Below are 19,643 nucleotides of genomic sequence, written 5' to 3'. Positions count from 1 at the left end.
ACCACCCATGTCCCCACTCCCCACCGCGCCGAGCAGGCGCGCGTTCCTCACCGGCGGCCTGGCGCTGACCGCCGCCGGGTTCCTGGCCGCCTGCGGTGCGGGCACGCAGGGGTCCGGCGGTGGCGGGGGCTGGTCGTTCACGGACGACGTGGGCACGAAGGTGGACCTCGACGCCAGGCCCGCGCGGATCGCGGGGCTCAACGACGCGATCGCCTCGCTGTGGAACTACGGCATCACGCCCGTCGCGTCCTTCGGCTACACCGCCCTTGAGGACGACGTGAACGTCAAGGGCCGGGACCTCGCGCCGGTCAAGCAGGTCGGCCGCACGTACGGCGAAATCGACATCGAAGCGCTCGCGGCCGCGAAGCCGGACGTGATCGTGACGCACGCGTATCCCGTTGACAGCGCTGGGAAGTTGGACCCCGCGAAGCCGCTGTACGGGTTCAAGGACATCACCCAGCAGCAGGCGGTCGCCGAGATCGCGCCGATCATCGCACTGAAGATGGCCGGGTCCGCGACGAACGTGGTGGACCGGACGGCAGAGCTGGCGCGGGCGCTCGGCGCCGAACCGACCGGGCGGCAGGACTACGAGACGGCACGCACGCGCCTGCGCGCCGCGGCGGTCCAGGGTCTCACGGTGATGGCCATCGCCGCGTATCCGGGCGACGGCGTGTACATCGCGAAGGCGCCGGACGACCCGGCGTTGCGCAGCTACACCGAGCTGGGGCTGACCTACCCGGATCCCGGGGGCAGCACGTACTACTGGGAGCAGGTGAGCTGGGAGAACATCGGCAGGCATTCGACGGACGTGGTGCTGTACTCGTTGCGCGCCATGGACAAGGCCACGCTCCTGCAGCAGCCGACTTTCGCGCGCCTGCCCGCGGCGGTCGCCGGGCAGGTGTACCCGTGGGAGTTCTCGTCGATGGACTACGTGGCGCAGGCCCGCACGCTGAACAACCTGGCCGCGAACCTGGAATCGGCCCGGAAGGTCGCCTGAGTATCAGTCCGCAATGGACTAACGCTGGCCGCAGGCGCAGGGCCGGAGTCCGTCCATCAGCAGATCCAGCAGGCGCGCCGCCATCGCTCGGTGCTCGGGTGAGCCGGCCACGGTGAAGATGCCGATGAGGGCGGCGGCGATGTCCCCGGCGGGGACGTCGGTGCGGAGCTGCCCGCTCGCGCGGCCGGCGTCGAGGATGCCGTCGATGGCGGCGAGCAGCTCGGTCCGGGTGTGGGCGTGCGCGATCTCACCCGATTCGACCATCGCGAGCAGCGTGTCGAGCATCCCGTTCTTGGTGGCGATCCACTCGCCGAACAGGTCCATCCAGCGCCGCAGCGCGGCGGGCGGGTCGAGCTGGGCGAGCAGCTCGCGGGCACCGGTGGTGAGCCGCGAGACCTGGTCCTGGTAGACGGCGTCGACCAGCGCCTCGCGGGTGGGGAAGTGCCGGTAGAGGGTGGCGATGCCGACCCCGGCTTCCTGCGCGATCGCGCGCATCGACGGTTCGGTCTCGGCTGAGGCGAACATGCGGGTGGCGACGTCCAGCAGCTGCTGGCGGTTGCGGGTCGCGTCGGCACGCGGTCTGCGGCGCTCGGCGGCGGTCAAAACGGATCACGCTCCATTTGTGTTACGGTGGGGACACCAACCGAAGCGTAGTCCGTTTACCGGCGGCGTGAGCAGCTCCAGGAGAACCAGTGCCCTTGAACGAACCCACTACGACGAGCCGGGCGGTCCAGTTCGAGTCCTTCGGCGGCCCGGAGCGGCTGCGGCTGCGTGAGGTCGCGGTGCCGCAGGCCGGGCCGGGGCAGATCCGGGTGCGGGTGGCCGCGGCCGGGCTGAACCCGATGGACTGGTTCATGACCTCCGACCCGGAGACCGCCGCCCGGTTCGGGCTGAGCCTGCCGTGCGGGTTCGGCACCGACTACGCCGGGACCGTGGACCAGGTCGGTGCCGGGGTGGACGACCGCACCGCGGCCACCCTGACCATCGCCGGCTGCACCGCGGCCGCCGCCCTGGACGTGGTCAAACCCAGGCCCGGGACACGGTGCTCATCGGCGGCGCCGGCGGCGGGGTCGGGGTGTTCGCCGTCCAACTCGCCCGCCGCGCCGGCGCCCGCGTGATCGGCACCGGCTCGGCCGCCTCGGCCGAGGCCCTGCGCGCGCTGGGCGCCGAGCCGGTCACCTACGGCCAGGGCCTGGTCGAGCAGGTCCGGGCGCTCGCACCCGACGGCGTGACCGCGGCCCTGGACCTGCACGGCACCGACACCGTGCACGCCGCCCGCGAACTCGGCGTCCCCGATGAGCGCATCACCACCATCGCCACCCAGATCGACGGCATCACCCCCGCCAACGGCGCCAACGGCACCGGTGCCCTCGGCGAGATCGCCACCCTCGTCGCGGCCGGACACCTCCGCGTGCCGATCGCCGCGACCTTCCCCGTCGACCAGATCCGCCCCGCCGTCGAACTCCAAGCCGCACGCCACGTCCACGGCAAAGTCGTCATCGACCTCTGACTCAGCCCACGACGGCGACGGCCTCGATCTCGACGAGGAGATCCGGCTCCGCCAGTGCCGCGACCCCGATCCCCGTCAACGGTGGCAGGGCGTTCACCCCGAGCTTCGCCGAGGCCCGGGACACGCCGTCCACGTACAGCGCCATCTTGTCCGGCGTCCAGTCGACGAGGTACACGGTCAGCTTCACCACGTCGTCGAACGTCGCGCCCGCTTCGGCCAGCGCGGTGCCCACGTTGAGGTAGCACTGCTCGACCTGTGCCGCGAGATCGCCTTCGCCGACCTTGTGCCCCTCGGCGTCGAGGGCGACCTGGCCGGCGAGGAACACCAGCTTCGACCCCGTCGCGACCGCGACCTGGCGGTACAGGTCCACCTTGGGGAGTCCGTCCGGATTGAGAAGTTCGACTGTCATGTCCGAACTATAGCAAAGCAATGCTATGTATTCTGGCCGTCATGGCGAGGACGAAGGACCCGGCGGTGCGCACCCTGCTCCTCGAGCGCGCCGCGCACATGCTCCGTACCCGCGAGCCCATCACGCTCCGCTCGCTGGTCGCCGGCACCGGCGTCTCGACCATGGCCGTCTACACGTACTTCGGCAGCATGGACGGGCTGTGGCAGGCCCTGCGCCAGGAGGGCTTCACGCGCATGGCCGCTCGCTTCGCCGACGTGACCCCGTCGGACGACGCCGTGCGCGACCTGACCGCCCTCGTCTCCGCGTACCTCGGCAACGCGCTCGACCACCCCGACCTGTACCGGGTGATGTTCGACGCGAACTTCGACCTCGAAGACCTGCAGGCCGCCGACGACACGCTCGAGCACCTCGTCCAGGCCGCCGACCGGGGCCGGAAAGCGGGCCGCTTCGCCGCCGGAACCGTGCCGCTGGACCTGGCGACCCAGACCTGGGCCGTCGCACACGGGCTGGTCTCCCTGGTCGCGGGCGGCCCGCTGCCCCGCACCACGCTGGGCTACGGACCGCCGATGCTGACCGCGTTGTTCGTCAGCCACGGCGACGAGCCCGGACGCTGCCGCCGTTCCGTCGAGCGCGGCTGGGAGGTGCCGGAAACCCCTGCGGCGTAGGAAGTCCTCCTTCTGGGTACTGCCTGCGGCATGACCAAGGTGACCGCAGACGATCTCCGAGTCCTCCTCCGTTCCGGCGAGGGCGGCAAGCTCGTGCTCGAAGCCGGGCAGCTGCTCGTCGTGCCGCCCGAGCGCGCCGCGGAGCACGCCGGCGCCATGACCGTGGTGTCCCGCGAGGACCTGCGGCAGCGGCTGGGGGAGGGCGAGCCGGACGAGCGGGCGCTCGAGGAGCAGGCCGCGGTGCTCGACACCGAGATCACCCAGCTGGGCGCGTGATGACGAGCGGGGTGCTCACCACGTCGATCCCCGCGCGGCTGGACCGCCTGCCGTGGGCGCACTTCCACTGGCGGGTCCTCATCGGCCTCGGCACGGTCTGGATCCTCGACGGGCTCGAGGTCACGATCGTCGGCTCGATCGCGTCCCGGATGACCGAGCACGGCAGCGGCGCGGGGATGAGTTCCGGCGACGTCGGGGTCGCGGCGGCGTTCTACGTGCTCGGCGCGTGCCTCGGCGCGCTCGTGTTCGGTCAGCTCACCGACCGGTTCGGGCGCAAGAAACTGTTCCTGGTGACGCTCGGCGTGTACGTGCTCGCCACGATCGCCACCGCCTTCACGTTCGCGCCGTGGTTCTTCTTCCTCGCGCGGTTCGTGACCGGCGCGGGCATCGGCGGCGAGTACGCGGCGATCAACTCCGCCATCGACGAGCTGATCCCCGCCCGCCTGCGTGGCCGCGTCGACCTCGTCGTGAACGGCACGTACTGGGGTGGTTCCGCGGCCGGTTCCGCGCTCGCGCTGGTGTTCCTGGACCAGTCGATCTTCCCGTTGCCGGTGGGCTGGCGGCTGGCGTTCGCGCTCGGCGCCGTGCTGGGCGTGGTGATCCTCGTCGTGCGGCGGCACGTGCCGGAGAGCCCGCGCTGGCTGTTCATCCACGGCCGCGAGGACGAGGCCGAGAAGATCGTCGGCTCGATCGAGCAGGAGGTCGAACGCGAGAGCGGCAAGGAGCTCGACGAGCCGGAGTCGTCGATCCGGATCCGCCAGCGGCACGCGATCCCGTTCCGCGAGATCGCCCGCACCGCCTTCAAGACCTACCCCCGGCGAGCCGTGCTGGGGCTGGCGTTGTTCGTCGGGCAGGCTTTCCTCTACAACGGCATCACGTTCAACCTGGGCACGCTGTTTTCGACGTACTACAACGTGAACTCGGGTTTCGTGCCGGTGTTCGTGGTGGTCTACGCGGTCGGCAACCTGCTCGGCCCGCTGCTGCTGGGCCGGTTGTTCGACACGGTCGGCCGCCGGCCGATGATCGCCACCAGCTACCTCGGCTCGGCGGTGCTGACGGTGCCGTTGATCTTCGTGTTCACCAGCGGGGCCGGTGGTCCGTGGGGCTTCCTCGCGCTGCTGGTCGCGACGTTCTTCCTGGCGTCGGCCGGGGCCAGCGCCGCGTACCTGACGGTGAGCGAGATCTTCCCGATGGAGACGCGGGCGCTCGCCATCGCGTTCTTCTACGCGATCGGCACCGGCGTGGGCGGCATCATCGGCCCGTTGCTGTTCGGCTCGCTGGTCGAGGCGAACGACCGCGGGCTCGCCGCCCTCGGTTTCGGCGTCGCCGCGGTGGTCATGGCGATCGGCGGGGTGGCGGAGCTGCTGTTCGGCGTCAAGGCGGAGAACGCGTCACTGGAGGACATCGCCCAGCCGCTGACGGCTCAGTGAAGTTCTGACAGCGGCAGGCTTTCGCCACGGCGGAGCATCCGCACGGCGGTCGCCGTTCCCCGCGCGGCGACTGCCTGCAGGAAGTTCGACACCGGCGACGTGAAGTTCGCGTAGTCGTCGAAGTGCACGGGCACGGCGTGGGCGGGCCGCAGCATTTCCAGCAGTGCCACGCCCTGCCGGTCGTCCATCGTGACGAGCACGCCCAGCACGCGCGTGCCGCCGAGGTGCACGATCGCGAGATCGACATCCGGGTAGCGGTCGTGGATCTGCCGGAGTTCGTCGTGCACCACGGTGTCGCCGCTGACGTAGATCCGCAGCGGTTTCGCGCCGGGACCCGCGGTGTAGGTCCAGATGCTGCCCATGACCGGCGGCAGCACGCGGTCGAGCGGGCGGGGCGCGTGGCGGGCGGGCACGGCGGTCACCGTGATGGACGCGTCGCCGTCGGTGAGGGTTTCGCTCGCCCACGTCTCCAGCGCCACGGTTTCGCGGAAACCCTTGCGGCTCAAGCGGTGCGCGGCGTGTGCGGTGGTCAGGACCGGCACGTCCGCCGCGAGGTCCCGGCGCGCGACGCGGTCGAACAGGCCCTGCCCGAAGTAGCACCACTGCCCGCGGTGCAGGAAGTTCGGATCGGTCAGCACCGTGAACGGGCCCAGCCGCAGCAGGACCGTGGCGGTGCCGATGAACGTCAGTGAGTCGCCGCCGGGCAGGGCGAGGGGTTCGCGCATAGACCGGGGGCTACCCGGCAATCCTGGCCCCATGCGACTCCTGCGCCCCGCGTTCGACGCCCTCGCCCACGTGCGGCACGCCCGCGCCTTCCACCCGGACGGGGTGCTGGCGGACGGCACCTTCACGCCGGTGCGGCGCGGCTCGTGGCCGCTCCCGGACGGCCCCGTGGAGGTGCGCGCCCGCCTGTCCAAGGGGGTGGGTGTGCCACGGGGTTTCCGGGATGTGCTCGGGCTCGCGGTGCGGATCCCGCTGGAGACCGGGCCGTGGGACCTGACGTTCTCGACCATCGGGCCGTTCGGGCGCGTGGTGCCCTTCCCGTCCGCGGGGTGGTGCGAAGCGCCGTTCAGCAGCCTCGCGCCGTACCGCGTGGACGGCGGGCTGCGGTGGCTGCTCGCGCAGGCGGCGGGCGGGCAGCCGGACGTGGACGCGTCCCTCCGCGCGGCGCGGCGGCTGGTGCGTGGCGGCGGGTTCGAGCTGGTGGTCGCGGAAGCGCAGGCGACCGGCGTGCCGCGGCCGATCGCACAGCTGCGCCTGCACACCGTCTGCGACGACGCGGAGAAGCCCGCTTTCGACCCGATGCTGCACCACCCACCGGGCGTCACCCTGTACCCGGACTGGCTGGCGAAGGCCAGGGAGCTGGCGTACGCGGGCAGCAGGGCCGGGCGTTCCTGACTACTTGCCTCCTCGGAAAGAAGCGACTACTTTCCAGATAGGCAAGTAGTCGAAGGAGGCGGTTGTGGAGTACGGGGACGAGCAGCAGGCGGCCGAGGCACTGGCGGCGGTCCGGGCCCACCAGGAGCGGGCGCGTCGCGCCGCGCGCCTGCCGTGGTGGGTGTACCTGGGGATGTTCGTGTTGATCGCGGCGGTCACGGCGGCGAACGACTTCGTCGACCTCACCGGGGCGAAGGCGATCTCCGCAGTCGTCCTGGTCCTGCTGGTCGTCGTGTTCGCCGTCACCTTCGGCTCCGGCTCCGCACCGCTGGGTAAAGTGCGGGGCGTGCAACCACGGCAGTCCTTCGTCCCCCGCGTCTTCGGCGTCGTGGCGGTGCTCGGCTGCCTCGGCGGCTGGCTGATCTTCCACTACGGCAACGGGTTCACGCAGGACGTCGCCGCCTCGACCGGGCTGCGGGACTACCCCGGCACGGTGGCGGGCGTGCTCTACGGTGCCGCGTTCACCGCGTTGTTCGCGCTGTCCCAGCTGCTGCTCTCGCGATCCCAGCGGCAACGCACGCGATGAACTCCGCGCCACCACCGGAACTGGACCGCCTGCTGTCGGACCCGACGCGGCTGGCGATCATGTCCGTGCTGGACGTGGCGGAGTGGTGCGACTTCGCGTTCCTGCGCGACGCGGTGTCGCTGTCGGATTCGGCACTGTCCAAACAGCTGGCGACGCTGCGCAAGGACGGGTACGTCGAGCAGCGGCGCACCTACCTCGGCCGGGTCCCCAGGACCACCGTGCGGGCCACCGGCGAAGGGCGGCAACGCTTCCTCGGCCACGTGGAAGCGCTGCGCGCCATCGTCGAGCGGCCTCGCCGCTTCACCGGCGAGCCGGCGGGCGGCTAACGCCCCAGCACCTTGCGGATCGCGTCGCGGGCGCGGTCCATGACCGCCGCCGGAGGGCCCGCCAGCACGTTCGCCGCGGCGCTCTCCACGCCGGGGTGCGGATGCGTCGGGGCCACGGCCTCCGCCGCCTTCACCATGTCCGCCATGGCCTCCAGGCGCTTCTGCTCCGTGGCCCGCCGCAGCAGCGGGAACTCCTCGCGTTCCTCGTGCTCGGCGTGGGCCAGCACGTCGTCCCTCAGTTGCACGAGCAGGGTGTCGAACCCCTCGGCGTCCGGGTCGAGGTCGTCCAATGTGGACAGCAGTTCCTTGGCGCGGTGCTCCTCGCCGACCCGGGCGTCCACCACCGGCTCGCCGCCCTCGGCCCGGCGCACCTCGGGGTGCACCAGCTCCTCCTCGGCGGTTTCGTGCACGGAGAGCAGCCGGACCAGCTCGCGGAAGGCGTCCTTGCGCTGATCGCCCTGGGCACGCTCGACCTCACCGAACAGCCGGCGGATCTCCTGGTGCTGCTGTTCGAGCAGCGTGATGACGTCGTTCGCCACGGTGTCCTCCTTCTCCGGTTCGCAGCCGGTGGGGTACCCGGCGGGGGAGGGGGTAACCGGTTCAGCGGAAGAACGTCGTCAGCTCCACCCGCGAGCGGATGCCGAGCTTGGCGAAGATGTTGCGCAGGTGGTGTTCGACGGTGCGGGGGCTGAGGAACAGCTGCGCCGCGATCTCGCGGTTCGTCGCGCCCTCGGCGACCAGTTTCGAGATCTGCGCCTGCTGCGGGGTGAGGTCGAGCTCCGGGGGCGCGGGGTGCTCGACCGCCTCGCCCGCGGCCCGCAGTTCCGCCCGCGCCCGGTCCGCCCAGTACGCGGCTTCGTAGCGCTGGAACGTCTGCCACGCGCCACGCAGGTACTTCCGCGCGTCGCGGGGCTTGCGGTCGCGCCGCAGCCGCTCCCCGTAGAACAGCTCCGTCTTGGCCAGCTCGAACGGCCGGTCCGCGCGCCGGTGCAGCCGCAGCGCCTCGCGGTACCGTTCGTCGGCCTCCTCACCGGTCGCGAGCAGTGCCCGGCACCGCTGGGACAACGCGAGGTGCGCGGGGCCGCCCGTGCTCCGGGCCCAGCTCTCGAAAACCTCCAGCGCCTTCGCCGCCGAGGTGTGGTCGCCGCTGCGGACGGCGGCCTCGACGAACTGCGGGGTGGCGAGCACCCGCACGAACGGGTCGGTGCCGCCGACCACGACGTCACGCAGCCGGTCGACCGCGTCGGCGGCGCGGTCCTCGGCGAGGTCGAGGCAGGCCAGCGCCCACGAGGCCAGCACCACCGGGCGGGCCAGCCCGCGTGCCGCGGCGATGTCGGCGGCGTGCGCCAGCCGCAGTTCCGCCGTCGCCCGGTCGCCCTGCAGCGCGGCGACCAGCGCGAGCGTGGCGAGGTGGTTGATCGCGCAGTTGTGCTGCCCGCGTACCTGCGCGAGCCGCAGCCCGTCCACCGCGGCCCGCGTGGCCGCGGCGTAGCGGTCCAGCCGCAGCGCGGTGTGCGCGAGGAACTCCAGCGCCCACGGTGCGAGCACCCCGTCGTCCGCCGCGGCCGACACCGCCTGCGTGGCGAGGCGTTGCGCGCGTTCGTCGTCGCCCAGCACGAGCGCGGCGAGCACGGCCCACACCTTCGGTGCGCAGCCGGCCAGGTGCTCGGCCGCGGTCACGACCCGCAGCAGCGGCTCCCGCGCCTCGTCGAACCGCCCGCGCAACGCCGCCGCGAGCCCGGCGAAGTGGTCGGACATCAAGCGCGGCAACGGTTCCTCCGGCCGCGCGAGCGCGCGCACCCGTTCGGCGGTGGTGAAGAACGCGGCGTAGTCGCCCGCGGCGCACGTGGCCTCGGCGGCGCGCATCAGCGCGGTGATCGCCAGCGCGGGGTCGGAGGCGCCGAGTTCGTCGGCGGCTTCGAGCAGGCTGCGGTGCCCGTCGGCGGGGGTGCCGTCGCGCAGCTCGATCTCACCGGCGAGCAGCGCGGCGAGCCCGCGCACGGTGTGGTCGCCGGTGAGCGGGGGTACGCGCCGCAGGAGCGTCCGGCTGCGGCGCGACTGACCGGACAGCCACGCGTCGCGGGCGGCCGCGAGCAGGCGCAGCGCCTGGCGGTGCGGATCGGCGGTCAGGTCGGCGGCCTGGTGGTAGGCGGTGGCGGAGGACGCGTAGTCCTTCGTCTTCCGCGCGGTCGCGGCGGCTTCGTCGAGTTCGTCGGCGAGCGGGTCGTCCGGGCGCGGGGCGATCGCGGCGCGCTGCACGAGCGCGGGCAGTCGGTGGCGTCCGTCGTCGAGCACCTTCGCGAGCAGCGCGTGCGTGGCGTGCCGGTCGGCGAGCGACAGCTCCGCGTACAGCGAGGACCGCACGAGCGCGCCCGCCGGCTCCAGGACATCGTCCGCCTCGCGCACCAGCCCGGAGGCGGTGGCCTCGTCGAGCGCACACAGGTCAGCGCCGGTTTCCCGCGCCGCGCGCACGACCGTGTCGCCGTCCACGCGCTCGCCCGCCACCACGAGGCGCACGAACTGCCTGGCCGCCGGGGAAAGCGCGTCGTAGCGGCGGCGGAACCGGGCGCGCAGGCGGCTTTCCGGGGGCAGCGCGGTCGGCGCGGAAGCGGTGCCCGCGAGCTGGGCCGGGGTCAGCGCGGCCGCCAGTTCGGTCAGCGCCAGTGGATTTCCCGAAGCCAGCGCGACGAGTTCGTCCGCGAGATCCCTCGGCACGCCGTCCGGTACGAGGTCGGCGAGCAGGCGGCGGCTCGCTTCGCCGGAGAGGGGCGGCAGCGGGACGACCGGGAATTCTCCGTGCTCGGCCGGATCACCCGCCAGCAACAGGAGTACGGGGTGATCCGCCATTCGGCGGGCGCAGAACGTGATTCCCCGACGGGAAACGGAATCGAGCAAGGGGAAGTCGTCCACACAGCAGAGCACGGGGTTTTCCCGCGCGGCCGCGGCGAGTGCGCGTGTGAGCGCGAGGTAAAGCGGGAAGAGCTGTTCCGGGCTGGTGTCGGAAACGTCACAGGCCGTGCCGAGCGCTGTCGCCAGCTGGTGCAGTCCCGCGCCGGGAAGCGTTTTCTCAGCCGCCGCACCGCGGACGTGCAGCACCCGGAAATCCGGGGCGAGTTCCGCCGCCGCGGCCAGCAGCGTGGTCTTGCCCAGCCCGGCGCCACCGCGGATTTCCACTGCTCCACCGGTTCCCCCTCGGGCGCGCGACAGCAGGTCCGCGAACTCGGCGAGCGCGGTTTCGCGGCCGTGCGGGCCGGAGCGGGACACCGTGGTTTCCTTCCGTCGCGGGATGTCGCGGGAGTTGCGTGCGGGTAACGGTAGGGGATGGGGACTGGTGATTTCACCGATTGCCGCTCACGGGAAACCGAACCCAAGATGCGACGCCTGGGATTTCCCGAACCGAACGAAGCCGGGGGACGTGTCGAGCACGTGCTGAATGTGGAAAGGGTTGTTGTGGAAGGTGGTCGCCCGGGCGTGCTGGAAGAACGAAGACGCCGGCTGGCCGCGTTGCTGCGCCCGGAACTGCCCGGGCTCGTCGACGAGATCACGCGCGAGATCCGCCGCGTGGTGCCCGAATACGGGCGCCCGCTGGAGGAACTGCACGGCGGGCTGCTGCGCGAGCGGGTGCAGTACGCGGTCCGGCTGTTCGCCGACCTCGTCGAGTACCCGCAGCTGGCGCGCGGCGACGCCGACCGCCGGTTCCGGGACATCGGCCGCGCCGAGGGCCACGCCGGACGCACCCTCGACCAGCTGCACGCGGCGCTGCGCACCGGTGGCCGCGTCGCGTGGCGGCGGGTGGCGCGGATCGAGCGGCAGCGCTCGCTGCCCGCGGTGGACGTGTCGTGGCTGGCGGACCGGCTGTTCGTCTACCTCGACGAGCTGGCGTCGCTGTCGGCGCAGGGCTATCGCGAGGCGCGCGTGCAGTCGCAGGAAGCCGGCCGCGGCCTGCGCCGACGGCTGCTGCGGCTGATCCTGCAACGGCCGCCGGTCTCCCGCACGGCCGTCGCCGACCTCGCCAGGACGGTCGGCTGGCCGGTGCCCGAGCAGTGCGCCCTGGTCGCGGTGGAACCCGAGCCGGGCACGCACCCGGAGCCCGATCCCGCGCTGGAGCCCGACGTCCTGGCGGACCTGCGGGACGCCGAGCCGTGCCTGCTGGTGCCGGGCCCGGTCACGAGCGAGCGGCTGCAGCGGCTGTCCGCGGCGATGCACGGCGCGCGCCTCGCGGTCGGCCCGACGGTGCCGCTGGCGGACGCGAGCGCGTCGCTGCGCTGGGCGCGGCAGGGGCTGCGGCTGGTCGGCGACGGGGTGCTGCCGGACGCGCCGGTGACGGTGTGCGCGGACCACTGGGCGGCGTTGTGGCTGCTCAGCGACCCCGCGCTGGTCAAGCAGGTCACCAAGCGCAGGCTCGCTCCGCTCAACACGTTCCCGCCGAAGCAGCGCGCGCGCCTGGCGGGCACGCTGTTCGCCTGGCTGCAGGCGCAGGGCAACGTGCAGGAGGCCGCGGTCGTGCTGCGCGTGCACCCGCGCACGGTGCGGTACCGGATGCGGCAGATCGAGGACGCCTTCGGCCCCGACCTGCGTGACCCGACGGCGCGGTTCGAGATCGAGGCCGCGTTGCGGGCGGTGGACCTGCTGACCCCGCACGAACACCAGGAGTGACGCCGTTTCGCCGGTCCGCTGAGCAGCGGCTACCGTGCGGATCATGAGCGCACGGTCCCGGCACCCGCACTGGTACGAGGAGGGGGAGGAGCCCGACTACCGGTTCACGCTGGCCAACGAGCGCACGTTCCTCGCCTGGCTGCGCACCGCGCTCGCCCTGCTGGCGGGCGCCGTCGCGCTCGCGCAGTTCGTGCCGCCGTTCCGCATCGCGGGGCTGCACACCGCGCTCGCCGTGGTGCTGGCCGTGACCGGGACGCTGCTCGCGGCGTTCTCCTACCGCCGCTGGGCGCGCGTGCAGCGGGCGATGCGCAACGGCCGCCCGCTGCCGATGACGTGGCTGCCGTTCATCGTCGGCTGGGCCGCGGCGCTGGCCGGGGTCGTGGTGCTCGTGCTCGTGCTGACGCACCCGCGATGAGGGACCCGGGGCTGCAGCCGGAGCGCACGGCGCTGGCGTGGCAGCGCACGGGGCTGTCCGCGGCGGTGGTCGCCGTGCTGCTGGTGCGCAGCGGCATCGTCCACGGTTCGGCACTGGAGATCGCGGCCGGGGCGTGCGCGGCGGTCGTCGTGGCGCTGTCGGCGCTCGCGGCCCGCGACGTGCCCGCCGCCCGGCTCCGGCTCGGGCTGACCACGCTGGCCGTCGTCGCCTGCGGTCTCTGCACGGCGGCGTCGCTGGTGGTTCAGTCGTAGTACTGGCGGGTCTGGCCGTACTCCCGGGTCTGCGCGGCGTAGGTGAGCTGGTCGCTGGCCCGCTTCACGGCGCTGCCCGCCAGGCTGATCACCAGCAGCGTGATCACCAGGTTCAGCAGCGCGGTGGCGATCTTCGTCTCGACGCCGGCGGACAGGCTCAGCGGCAGCACGACCCCGATCAGCGTCAGCAGCACCATGATCCAGCCGAAGAACGTGGTCGGCTTGGGCGTGGCCACCGACAGCAGGTGCATCAGGCCCGTCGCCGCGAGCGCGACGACCGCCGAGACGATCGCGTACGTCGCGGTGTTCGCGTTGCCCCACAGGCCCGAGCCCTTGGGCGCGAGGATCGCGACGTCGGCGAGCCCGCGGGCGATGAGGATGCCCACGATCGCCACCAGCGCCGCGACGAGCGCGGTGGCCACCCCGCCGGCCCACAGCCTCGCCGGATCGGGCCGGACCTGCCGGCCGTAGTCGCTCATGTCGTCTTCCTCCCAGGACAGCCGCGTGAGCACTCCGGGTACCCGTGCCGGAGGCGGGCAAACGGGCGCTACCGGGTCGCGAGCAGCAGCTGGAGGTGGCAGAACAGCCGTTCCCGCGGGTCGTCGAGGTGCAGCCCGCCGATCGCGGTGGCGCGGCGGATGCGGTGCCGCAGCGTGTTCGGGTGGATGTGCAGTTCACCCGCCGCCGCACGCACGTCCCCCAGCGCGTCGAGGTAGGCCAGCAGCGACGGGACGAGTTCCGTGCCGTGCTCGGCGTCGTGGGCCACGAGCGCGTCGACCGCCGGGTCCCGCAGCTCCGGTTTCGCCTCGATGACCGTGAGCGTCTCGTCGAGCAGGATCTCCGCGCGCAGTTCCGCGATGGTCGCGACGTCACGCTCGGGCGTGCGGGCCATCGCGTCCAGCACGCGGTCGGCCTCGGCCTTCGCCGTGGTCACGGCGCTGAGCGCGGGCGCGGGTGAGCCGATCCCCGCCTGGGCACGCAAACCGGCGCGCTGCAAGGCAGCCACGATCTGCCGGGCCAACGTCGACGGGGCCGACCGGGCTTCCGGCAGCACGGCGTACACCCGCGCGCCGAGCGTGCCGACGAGCGCGCTGCGCCGGTAGGACGTCGCGTGCACGGACACGACGTGGCTCAGCTCCAGCTGGTGCAGCTCGTGCGCGGGCCGGTCCCGCTCGACCTCGCGGGGCGCGAACGCGAGCACGACCGCGGGCGCGGCCGGGTCCAGCCCGAGCTGGCCCGCCACCAGGTCCGCGCTGATCCGCCCGTCCAGCAGGCCCGCGACCAGGTCCTCCCGCGGCCGGACGCTGGGCGAGCGGCGGCGCAGCAACTGCACGGCGGCCAGCCGGGCCGCGCCCAGGAGAGCGCTTTCCGCCCGCTCGGCGAACGGCTGCGCGCCCTCCTGCACCCAGATCGCACCGAGGTGCTGGCTGCCCGCCCGGATGCCCACCGCGAGGCGCCGCCGGATGCCCAGCTCGGGCCGCTCCTCGACGCGCACCACCTCCTCGCTCGACCGCAGCCGCTGGTACACGCCCCATTCGCGCAGCAACGCGAGGTACTGCTCCGGCCCCTCCCAGCCGAGGATCGACAGCCGCCGCAGCTCGTCGATCTCGTCGTCGGACCGGGAGTAGGCGAGCACGCGGTTGCCCGCGTCCTCAATCGTCACGCTGCCCGCGGTGAGGACCGCAACCGTTTGCGCCAGGGCGAACAGGTCCCCGCCGTCGGCTTCGGACGTCGCCGCCAGCTGTGCCGCGTCCAGCACCTCGCGCAGCAGCACCTGCAACTGGTCCCAGCGCATGTCCGGGCCGACGGTCAGCAGCGCGATCCCGCTGCTTTCGGCCGCGGCGCGCAGTTCGTCGAGCCGCCCGTCGTGCCGCACCACCGCCGCCACCGCACCCGCGCGTGCCGCCGCCCGGACGGCCTCCCGCCCGCGGGCACCGACGACCAGCACCAGCTCGCCGGAGAAACCGCCCAGCTCGTCGTCCGGGTCGAAGATGCCCACGCCGTGCACCCGCGCGTCGAGATCACCCGTGGCGGGTTCGAGCACCGGCTCGCCGACGGCCAGCAGCAGCTGCCGCAGGGGCATCCCGGGTGTTGTTCGATCGGACAACGTCACGAGGTCAACGGTAGCCGATCGAACAGTCCGCCGGACCCGTCCCGCGGCCTAGCCTTCCGCCATGGACGCGCTGACTCACCCGCCCGCGCCGCGCAACGAACCGGCGCGCGACTACGCCCCCGGCTCCCCGGAACGGGAGAGCCTGACCGCGAAGCTGGCCGAACTCGCCGGGCAGCGCTTCGAGCTGACGGCCACGATCGACGGCGAGCAGCGGATGGCCGGTGGTTCGCCCATCGACGTCGTCCAGCCGCACAACCACGCGCACGTGCTCGGCACGATGCACAACTCCACCCACGAGGACGCCAAGGCCGCCGTGGCCGCCGCGCTGCGGGCCGCCGAGAGCTGGCGGAACCTGCCGTTCGACGAGCGCGCCGCCGTGCTGCTGCGGGCCGCGGACCTGCTGTCCGGGCCGTGGCGCGACACGCTCAACGCGGCCACGATGCTGGGCCAGTCGAAGACGGTCGTGCAGGCCGAGATCGACTCGGCGTGCGAGCTGGCCGACTTCTGGCGCTTCAACGTGCACTTCGCCCGGCAGATCCACGCCGAGCAGCCGAACAGCGGCGCGGGCACGTGGAACCGCACCGACTACCGCCCGCTCGAAGGCTTCGTCTACGCCGTCACGCCGTTCAACTTCACGGCCATCGCGGGCAACCTGCCGACCGCGCCCGCGCTGATGGGCAACACGGTCATCTGGAAGCCGTCGCCGACGCAGACGCTCGCCGCGCACCTGACCATGCGGCTGCTCGAAGAGGCCGGCCTGCCGCCGGGCGTGATCAACCTGCTGCCGGGGGACGGGCTCGCGGTGTCGGACGTCGTGCTCGCCGACCCGGCGCTCGCCGGCATCCACTTCACCGGCTCGACGAAGACCTTCCAGCACCTGTGGTCGACGGTGGGCGCGAACATCGCGAACTACCGCACCTACCCGCGGCTGGTGGGGGAGACGGGCGGCAAGGACTTCGTGGTCGCGCACGCCTCGGCCGACGTGGACGTGCTGCGCACCGCGCTCGTGCGGGGCGCGTTCGAGTACCAGGGCCAGAAGTGCTCGGCGGCGTCGCGGGCGTTCGTGCCGCGCTCGGTGTGGGCGCGGCTGAAGGACGACCTGGTGTCCGAAGTGGACTCACTCGCCATGGGTGACGTCACCGACTTCCGGAACTTCCTCGGCGCCGTGATCGACCGCCGCTCGTACGACAAGCTGGACGCGGTGCTCCGCCGGGCGCACGCGGCGTCCGATGTGGACGTCATCGCCGGTGGTACCGCCGACGACTCGACCGGTTTCTTCGTGCGGCCCACCGTGCTCGTGGGCGAGGACCCGGCGAACGAGATCTTCTCGACCGAGTTCTTCGGCCCCATCCTCGCCGTGCACGTCTACGAGGACGGCGAGTACGAGCAGGTGCTGGCGAAGGTCGACCAGGGCGCGCCGTACGGGCTGACCGGCTCGGTGATCGCGAACGACCGCGTGGCGATCCAGCAGGCGAGCCAGGCGCTGCGGTTCGCCGCGGGCAACTTCTACGTCAACGACAAGCCGACCGGCGCGGTCGTGGGCCAGCAGCCGTTCGGCGGTTCGCGGGCGTCGGGCACGAACGACAAGGCGGGCTCGATCTACAACCTGCAGCGCTGGGTGAGCCCGCGGTCGATCAAGGAGAACCTCCAGCCGCCGGTCACCTCCGGCTACCCGCACCAGCAGTAGGAAGGGACGACCATGCTCCGCTCCGCGTTGATCGCCGCCTCCCGGTCCGCCGGGTGCCGAACGCTCGTCGAGCGCACGCCGCTGCTGCGGCCGATCGTCGACCGGTTCGTCGCCGGGTCCGATGTGGACGCCGCGATCCGCATCGCGCACGAGTTGTCGCGGGACCGGCTGGTCACCCTCGACCACCTCGGCGAGGACACGCTCGACCGCGGGCAGGCGGAGCAGACCGTCGAGGCCTACCGCACCGTCCTCGCCCGCCTGGCCGACGAAGGGCTGGGCGGGCGGGCGGAGGTCTCGGTGAAGCTGTCCGCGCTGGGACAGGCACTGCCCGTGGACGGCGACAAGATCGCGCTGGACAACACCCGGCGCATCTGCGAGGCCGCGGCCGCCGCGGGCACGACCGTGACCGTGGACATGGAGGACCACACCACCACGGACTCCACGCTCGGCATCGTGCGGGCGCTGCGCGTGGACTTCCCCGGCACGGGCACGGTCCTGCAGGCCTACCTCAAGCGCACCGAGGCCGACTGCGCGGATTTCGCGGGTCCCGGGTCACGGATCCGGCTGTGCAAGGGCGCCTACGACGAACCGGCCTCGGCCGCCTACCGCGATCGGTCCGAAGTGGACGCTTCGTATGTGCGCTGCCTCAAGGTGTTGATGAACGGCCAGGGCTACCCGATGGTCGCCACGCACGACACGCGCCTGATCGACATCGCGGAGCACCTGGCGGCGGAGGCGGGGCGGGCGCGGGACACCTACGAGTTCCAGATGCTCTACGGCGTGCGGCCGCAGGTGCAGGAACAGCTGGCCGGGCGCGGGCTGCGGATGCGCGTGTACGTGCCGTACGGGACCGAGTGGTACCCGTACTTCATGCGCCGCCTCGGCGAGCGCCCGGCGAACCTCACGTTCTTCCTGCAGGCGCTGGCCCGCAGGGGTTAGGGGCTCGGCTACCGGGGCCGGTAGACCGTCAGCGCGCGGGGCCGCTTGGTGATCGTCACCTCGGGGTCCACGCGGGTGAACTCGCCGTCGAGGGTCAGGTGCAGCACGCCTTCGGGTGCGGTGATCTTCAGCTCCGCAGCCGTGGTGCCCTCGTACGGGCGGGTCCAGCGCAGCGTGCCCAGCAGCACGCCGAGCGCGATGCGGGTGCGGGCGAAGGGGTGCTCGGCGTCCATGATCCGGATGTCGAGCAGCCCGTCGTCGAGGCGGGGCCTGCTGGTCGGCGCGAACCCGATCGGCAGGTAGCGGCCGTTGCCCGCGAACACCATCCACACGCGCCGCGGCCTGCCGTCGATGAGGAGTTCCTGCGGCTGGGCGCGGCGCAGCACGTGCACGAGCCCGACGAGCACCGCGGGCCACTTGCCGAGCTTGCGCTCCCAGCGCTCGCGGTAGCGCACGAGGTCGGTGTACAACCCGGTGCTGCACGTGTTGACGAAGGACCGCTCGTCGACGCAGCCCAGGTCGACCTGGCTCGCGGCACCGGCCTGCAGCGCGCCGATCGCCTCGTCGAAGTCGCCGAGGCCGAGGTCGCGGGCGAAGTGGTTGAGGGTGCCGGCGGGCAGCACGAACAGGGGGAGCCCGGCGTCGGCGGCGGTCTTCGCGGCCACGTTGACCGAGCCGTCGCCGCCGGCGATGCCGAGGACGCGGCAGCGGCGGGCCGCGTCGGCGAGCACGTCCGCCAGGTCCGCCCCGTCCCCGGGCTGGACGATCTCGGCGTCCGGCAGGCGGTCGCGCAGCAGTTCCACCAGGTCGTCGCTCACGCTCCCGGCACCGGAGTTGACGACGATCACCACGCCTTCGCCGGTGGGCGCCGCCGGCGCGGCGACGAGGGTGGCCTCCGCGGGGCCGGGCGGCGTGGGCGGCCACCACCAGGTGCTGAGCGCGCTCGCGCCCACCCCCAGCCCGAACCCGGCGAGCACGTCGGTGGGGTAGTGCACGCCGGTGACGACCCGTGAGGCGCCGACGCCCGCCGCGAGCAGACCCACGGGCGCCGCGAGCAGCGGCCACTCGATCGCGACGCCCGCGGCGAACGCGGCGGCGGAGGCCGAGTGCCCGGACGGGAACGACGTCGTGACGGGCATGCGCGCCAGGCGCCGCGCGACCGGGGTCAGTTCGAGCGGCGGCCGGGGTCGGCGGACCGCCTGCTTGCTGACGACGTTCGCGGCGAAGCTCGCCATCCCCAGCGAGATCAGCCCGCGCAGGGCGGCACGCCGGGCGCGCCGGTTGCCGGTGGCGGCGAGCAGCGCGCTCACCGCCCACCAGAGCCTGCCGTGGTTCGCGGCCCGGCCGAGCGGGGGCAGCAAGCGCAGGAACCTGGCTTCGGTCGTGCCCAGCCGGCGCAGGACCCAGCGGTCCGCCGCGGGAAGTCTTCGCCACATGGGATGCAGCCTACGGACTGCCGCCCGAGGTGATCCGCTCAGCTCGGCGTAGTGAAACCCTGCGCAATCTCGCTCGGATGGGCGACACTCTGAGGTGTGAAGCACCGGAGGAGAACGCGGATCGTCCGCTGGCCCGTGTCGTCCTCGGTGATCAAGACGGTGGGCTACGACCCGGCCAGGCGGATCCTCGACGTGGAGTTCCACAACGAGCACGTGTACCGCTACGACGATGTGGACAACGCCACGTTCGCGGAGTTCATGGCCGCGGAGAGCAAGGGCCGCTACTTCAACGAGCACATCCAGCACGGGTACGAGTACGAGCGGTTGTTGTGAGGCGGGTCCCGGCGGGTGGGTGGCGCGGGTGTGGTTGGCCGGGTTTCGGCTCCGGTGGGCAGGTGTCGTGGGTGGCGGGTGGCTCGCGCGGGTCCGCCGGGAGCGGCGGCGCGCGGCTGGCCAGGGGCTCCTGGCGCAGGCTGGGAGCCGGTCGGCCGACCGACCGAGAGCCGCTACGCCACTCCGGTCGGCCGGGAGCCGTCGCTCCGGCCGACT

Annotated in this window: 21 protein-coding genes and 1 pseudogene; 14 read left to right on the top strand and 8 right to left on the bottom strand. The window is 72.8% G+C overall.

The genetic code is table 11. The features are described 5' to 3' along the window. The first annotated feature begins 7 nt into the window (after positions 1-7). Positions 8-997: an ABC transporter substrate-binding protein gene (locus tag BMZ92_RS23530; RefSeq protein WP_091511449.1), complete on the top strand. Its 990-nt coding sequence runs from the start codon at positions 8-10 to the stop codon at positions 995-997. Between the two features lie 18 nt (positions 998-1,015). Here BMZ92_RS23530 and BMZ92_RS23525 read toward each other — a convergent pair whose 3' ends face one another. Next, complete coding sequence (locus BMZ92_RS23525; protein ID WP_091511448.1) at positions 1,016-1,600, bottom strand: TetR/AcrR family transcriptional regulator; 585 nt, start codon at positions 1,598-1,600, stop codon at positions 1,016-1,018. A 95-nt stretch (positions 1,601-1,695) separates the two neighbouring features. Between BMZ92_RS23525 and BMZ92_RS23520 the strand changes: the two are divergent. Beyond that, a pseudogene (locus tag BMZ92_RS23520) lies at positions 1,696-2,507 on the top strand (NADP-dependent oxidoreductase). Between the two features lies 1 nt (position 2,508). On the opposite strand, the gene BMZ92_RS23515 reads toward BMZ92_RS23520, so the two are convergent. Further along, positions 2,509-2,916, bottom strand: a complete 408-nt coding sequence (locus BMZ92_RS23515) for a RidA family protein (protein WP_091511445.1) — start codon at positions 2,914-2,916, stop codon at positions 2,509-2,511. Positions 2,917-2,957: 41 nt separating this feature from the next. Between BMZ92_RS23515 and BMZ92_RS23510 the strand changes: the two genes are divergently transcribed. The 3 genes from BMZ92_RS23510 to BMZ92_RS23500 are packed head-to-tail and all read left to right on the top strand — an operon-like array spanning position 2,958 to position 5,287. Continuing rightward, complete coding sequence (locus BMZ92_RS23510; protein WP_091511444.1) at positions 2,958-3,581, top strand: TetR/AcrR family transcriptional regulator; 624 nt, start codon at positions 2,958-2,960, stop codon at positions 3,579-3,581. 30 nt (positions 3,582-3,611) lie between these two features. Beyond that, a complete protein-coding gene (locus BMZ92_RS23505; protein ID WP_091511441.1) occupies positions 3,612-3,857 on the top strand; it encodes a hypothetical protein in 246 nt (81 codons plus the stop codon). Further along, positions 3,857-5,287 (top strand): MFS transporter, encoded by a 1,431-nt coding sequence (locus BMZ92_RS23500; RefSeq protein ID WP_091511438.1) that lies wholly within the window; start codon positions 3,857-3,859, stop codon positions 5,285-5,287. Before BMZ92_RS23505 ends, BMZ92_RS23500 begins: the two co-directional genes overlap by 1 nt. On the opposite strand, the gene BMZ92_RS23495 is transcribed toward BMZ92_RS23500, so the two are convergent. Next, positions 5,281-6,012 (bottom strand): MBL fold metallo-hydrolase, encoded by a 732-nt coding sequence (locus tag BMZ92_RS23495; RefSeq protein WP_091511437.1) that lies wholly within the window; start codon positions 6,010-6,012, stop codon positions 5,281-5,283. The two genes, BMZ92_RS23500 and BMZ92_RS23495, sit on opposite strands and share 7 nt — an antisense overlap. A 31-nt stretch (positions 6,013-6,043) precedes the next feature. On the opposite strand from BMZ92_RS23495, the gene BMZ92_RS23490 reads away from it, so the two are divergent. From BMZ92_RS23490 to BMZ92_RS23480, 3 genes are all read left to right on the top strand, one after another. Beyond that, complete coding sequence (locus BMZ92_RS23490) at positions 6,044-6,685, top strand: hypothetical protein (protein ID WP_091511434.1); 642 nt, start codon at positions 6,044-6,046, stop codon at positions 6,683-6,685. Positions 6,686-6,749: 64 nt separating this feature from the next. After that, on the top strand, positions 6,750-7,250 hold the full coding sequence (locus tag BMZ92_RS23485; RefSeq protein ID WP_091511433.1) for a hypothetical protein: 501 nt from the start codon (positions 6,750-6,752) through the stop codon (positions 7,248-7,250). After that, entirely contained in the window at positions 7,247-7,576 is a 330-nt protein-coding gene (locus BMZ92_RS23480; RefSeq protein WP_091511430.1) for a winged helix-turn-helix domain-containing protein, read from the top strand. The genes BMZ92_RS23485 and BMZ92_RS23480 overlap by 4 nt, the downstream gene beginning before the upstream one ends. Here BMZ92_RS23480 and BMZ92_RS23475 read toward each other — a convergent pair. After that, positions 7,573-8,115 carry a hemerythrin domain-containing protein gene (locus BMZ92_RS23475; protein ID WP_091511428.1) on the bottom strand — a complete coding sequence of 181 codons (543 nt, stop codon included), beginning with the start codon at positions 8,113-8,115 and terminating at the stop codon, positions 7,573-7,575. The two genes, BMZ92_RS23480 and BMZ92_RS23475, sit on opposite strands and share 4 nt — an antisense overlap. A 61-nt stretch (positions 8,116-8,176) precedes the next feature. After that, positions 8,177-10,840 carry a helix-turn-helix transcriptional regulator gene (locus tag BMZ92_RS23470; protein ID WP_091511425.1) on the bottom strand — a complete coding sequence of 888 codons (2,664 nt, stop codon included), beginning with the start codon at positions 10,838-10,840 and terminating at the stop codon, positions 8,177-8,179. Positions 10,841-11,047: 207 nt separating this feature from the next. Between BMZ92_RS23470 and BMZ92_RS23465 the strand changes: the two genes are divergently transcribed. From BMZ92_RS23465 to BMZ92_RS23455, 3 genes are read left to right on the top strand one after another with little or no spacing between them, the layout of a single operon-like run. Then, positions 11,048-12,232, top strand: a complete 1,185-nt coding sequence (locus BMZ92_RS23465) for a PucR family transcriptional regulator (RefSeq protein ID WP_245783209.1) — start codon at positions 11,048-11,050, stop codon at positions 12,230-12,232. 43 nt (positions 12,233-12,275) lie between these two features. Continuing rightward, on the top strand, positions 12,276-12,647 hold the full coding sequence (locus tag BMZ92_RS23460; protein ID WP_091511423.1) for a YidH family protein: 372 nt from the start codon (positions 12,276-12,278) through the stop codon (positions 12,645-12,647). Then, positions 12,644-12,919: a DUF202 domain-containing protein gene (locus tag BMZ92_RS23455; protein ID WP_091511420.1), complete on the top strand. Its 276-nt coding sequence runs from the start codon at positions 12,644-12,646 to the stop codon at positions 12,917-12,919. Before BMZ92_RS23460 ends, BMZ92_RS23455 begins: the two co-directional genes overlap by 4 nt. Here the strand turns inward: BMZ92_RS23455 and BMZ92_RS23450 are convergent. Further along, positions 12,910-13,398: a DUF6069 family protein gene (locus BMZ92_RS23450; protein ID WP_091511418.1), complete on the bottom strand. Its 489-nt coding sequence runs from the start codon at positions 13,396-13,398 to the stop codon at positions 12,910-12,912. The two genes, BMZ92_RS23455 and BMZ92_RS23450, sit on opposite strands and share 10 nt — an antisense overlap. Before the next feature lie 68 nt (positions 13,399-13,466). Continuing rightward, positions 13,467-15,032 carry a PucR family transcriptional regulator gene (locus BMZ92_RS23445; RefSeq protein WP_342743516.1) on the bottom strand — a complete coding sequence of 522 codons (1,566 nt, stop codon included), beginning with the start codon at positions 15,030-15,032 and terminating at the stop codon, positions 13,467-13,469. A gap of 61 nt (positions 15,033-15,093) precedes the next feature. Between BMZ92_RS23445 and pruA the strand changes: the two genes are divergently transcribed. Next, positions 15,094-16,719 (top strand): L-glutamate gamma-semialdehyde dehydrogenase, encoded by a 1,626-nt coding sequence (gene pruA / locus BMZ92_RS23440; protein ID WP_091511414.1) that lies wholly within the window; start codon positions 15,094-15,096, stop codon positions 16,717-16,719. Positions 16,720-16,731: 12 nt separating this feature from the next. Next, positions 16,732-17,658, top strand: a complete 927-nt coding sequence (locus tag BMZ92_RS23435) for a proline dehydrogenase family protein (protein ID WP_091511411.1) — start codon at positions 16,732-16,734, stop codon at positions 17,656-17,658. An 8-nt stretch (positions 17,659-17,666) separates the two neighbouring features. On the opposite strand, the gene BMZ92_RS23430 is transcribed toward BMZ92_RS23435, so the two are convergent. Further along, a complete protein-coding gene (locus BMZ92_RS23430; protein ID WP_091511410.1) occupies positions 17,667-19,094 on the bottom strand; it encodes a bifunctional phosphatase PAP2/diacylglycerol kinase family protein in 1,428 nt (475 codons plus the stop codon). Positions 19,095-19,190: 96 nt separating this feature from the next. Here BMZ92_RS23430 and BMZ92_RS23425 point away from each other — a divergent pair, with 96 nt between their 5' ends. Then, positions 19,191-19,427 carry a KTSC domain-containing protein gene (locus BMZ92_RS23425; protein WP_245783208.1) on the top strand — a complete coding sequence of 79 codons (237 nt, stop codon included), beginning with the start codon at positions 19,191-19,193 and terminating at the stop codon, positions 19,425-19,427. Positions 19,428-19,643: the final 216 nt, after the last annotated feature.

The sequence above is a fragment of the Amycolatopsis sacchari genome, from assembly GCF_900114035.1.
Lineage (GTDB): Bacteria > Actinomycetota > Actinomycetes > Mycobacteriales > Pseudonocardiaceae > Amycolatopsis_E > Amycolatopsis_E sacchari.
The sequence above is the reverse complement of the archived record's forward strand: the minus strand, read 5'-3'. Positions and strand labels throughout refer to the sequence as shown.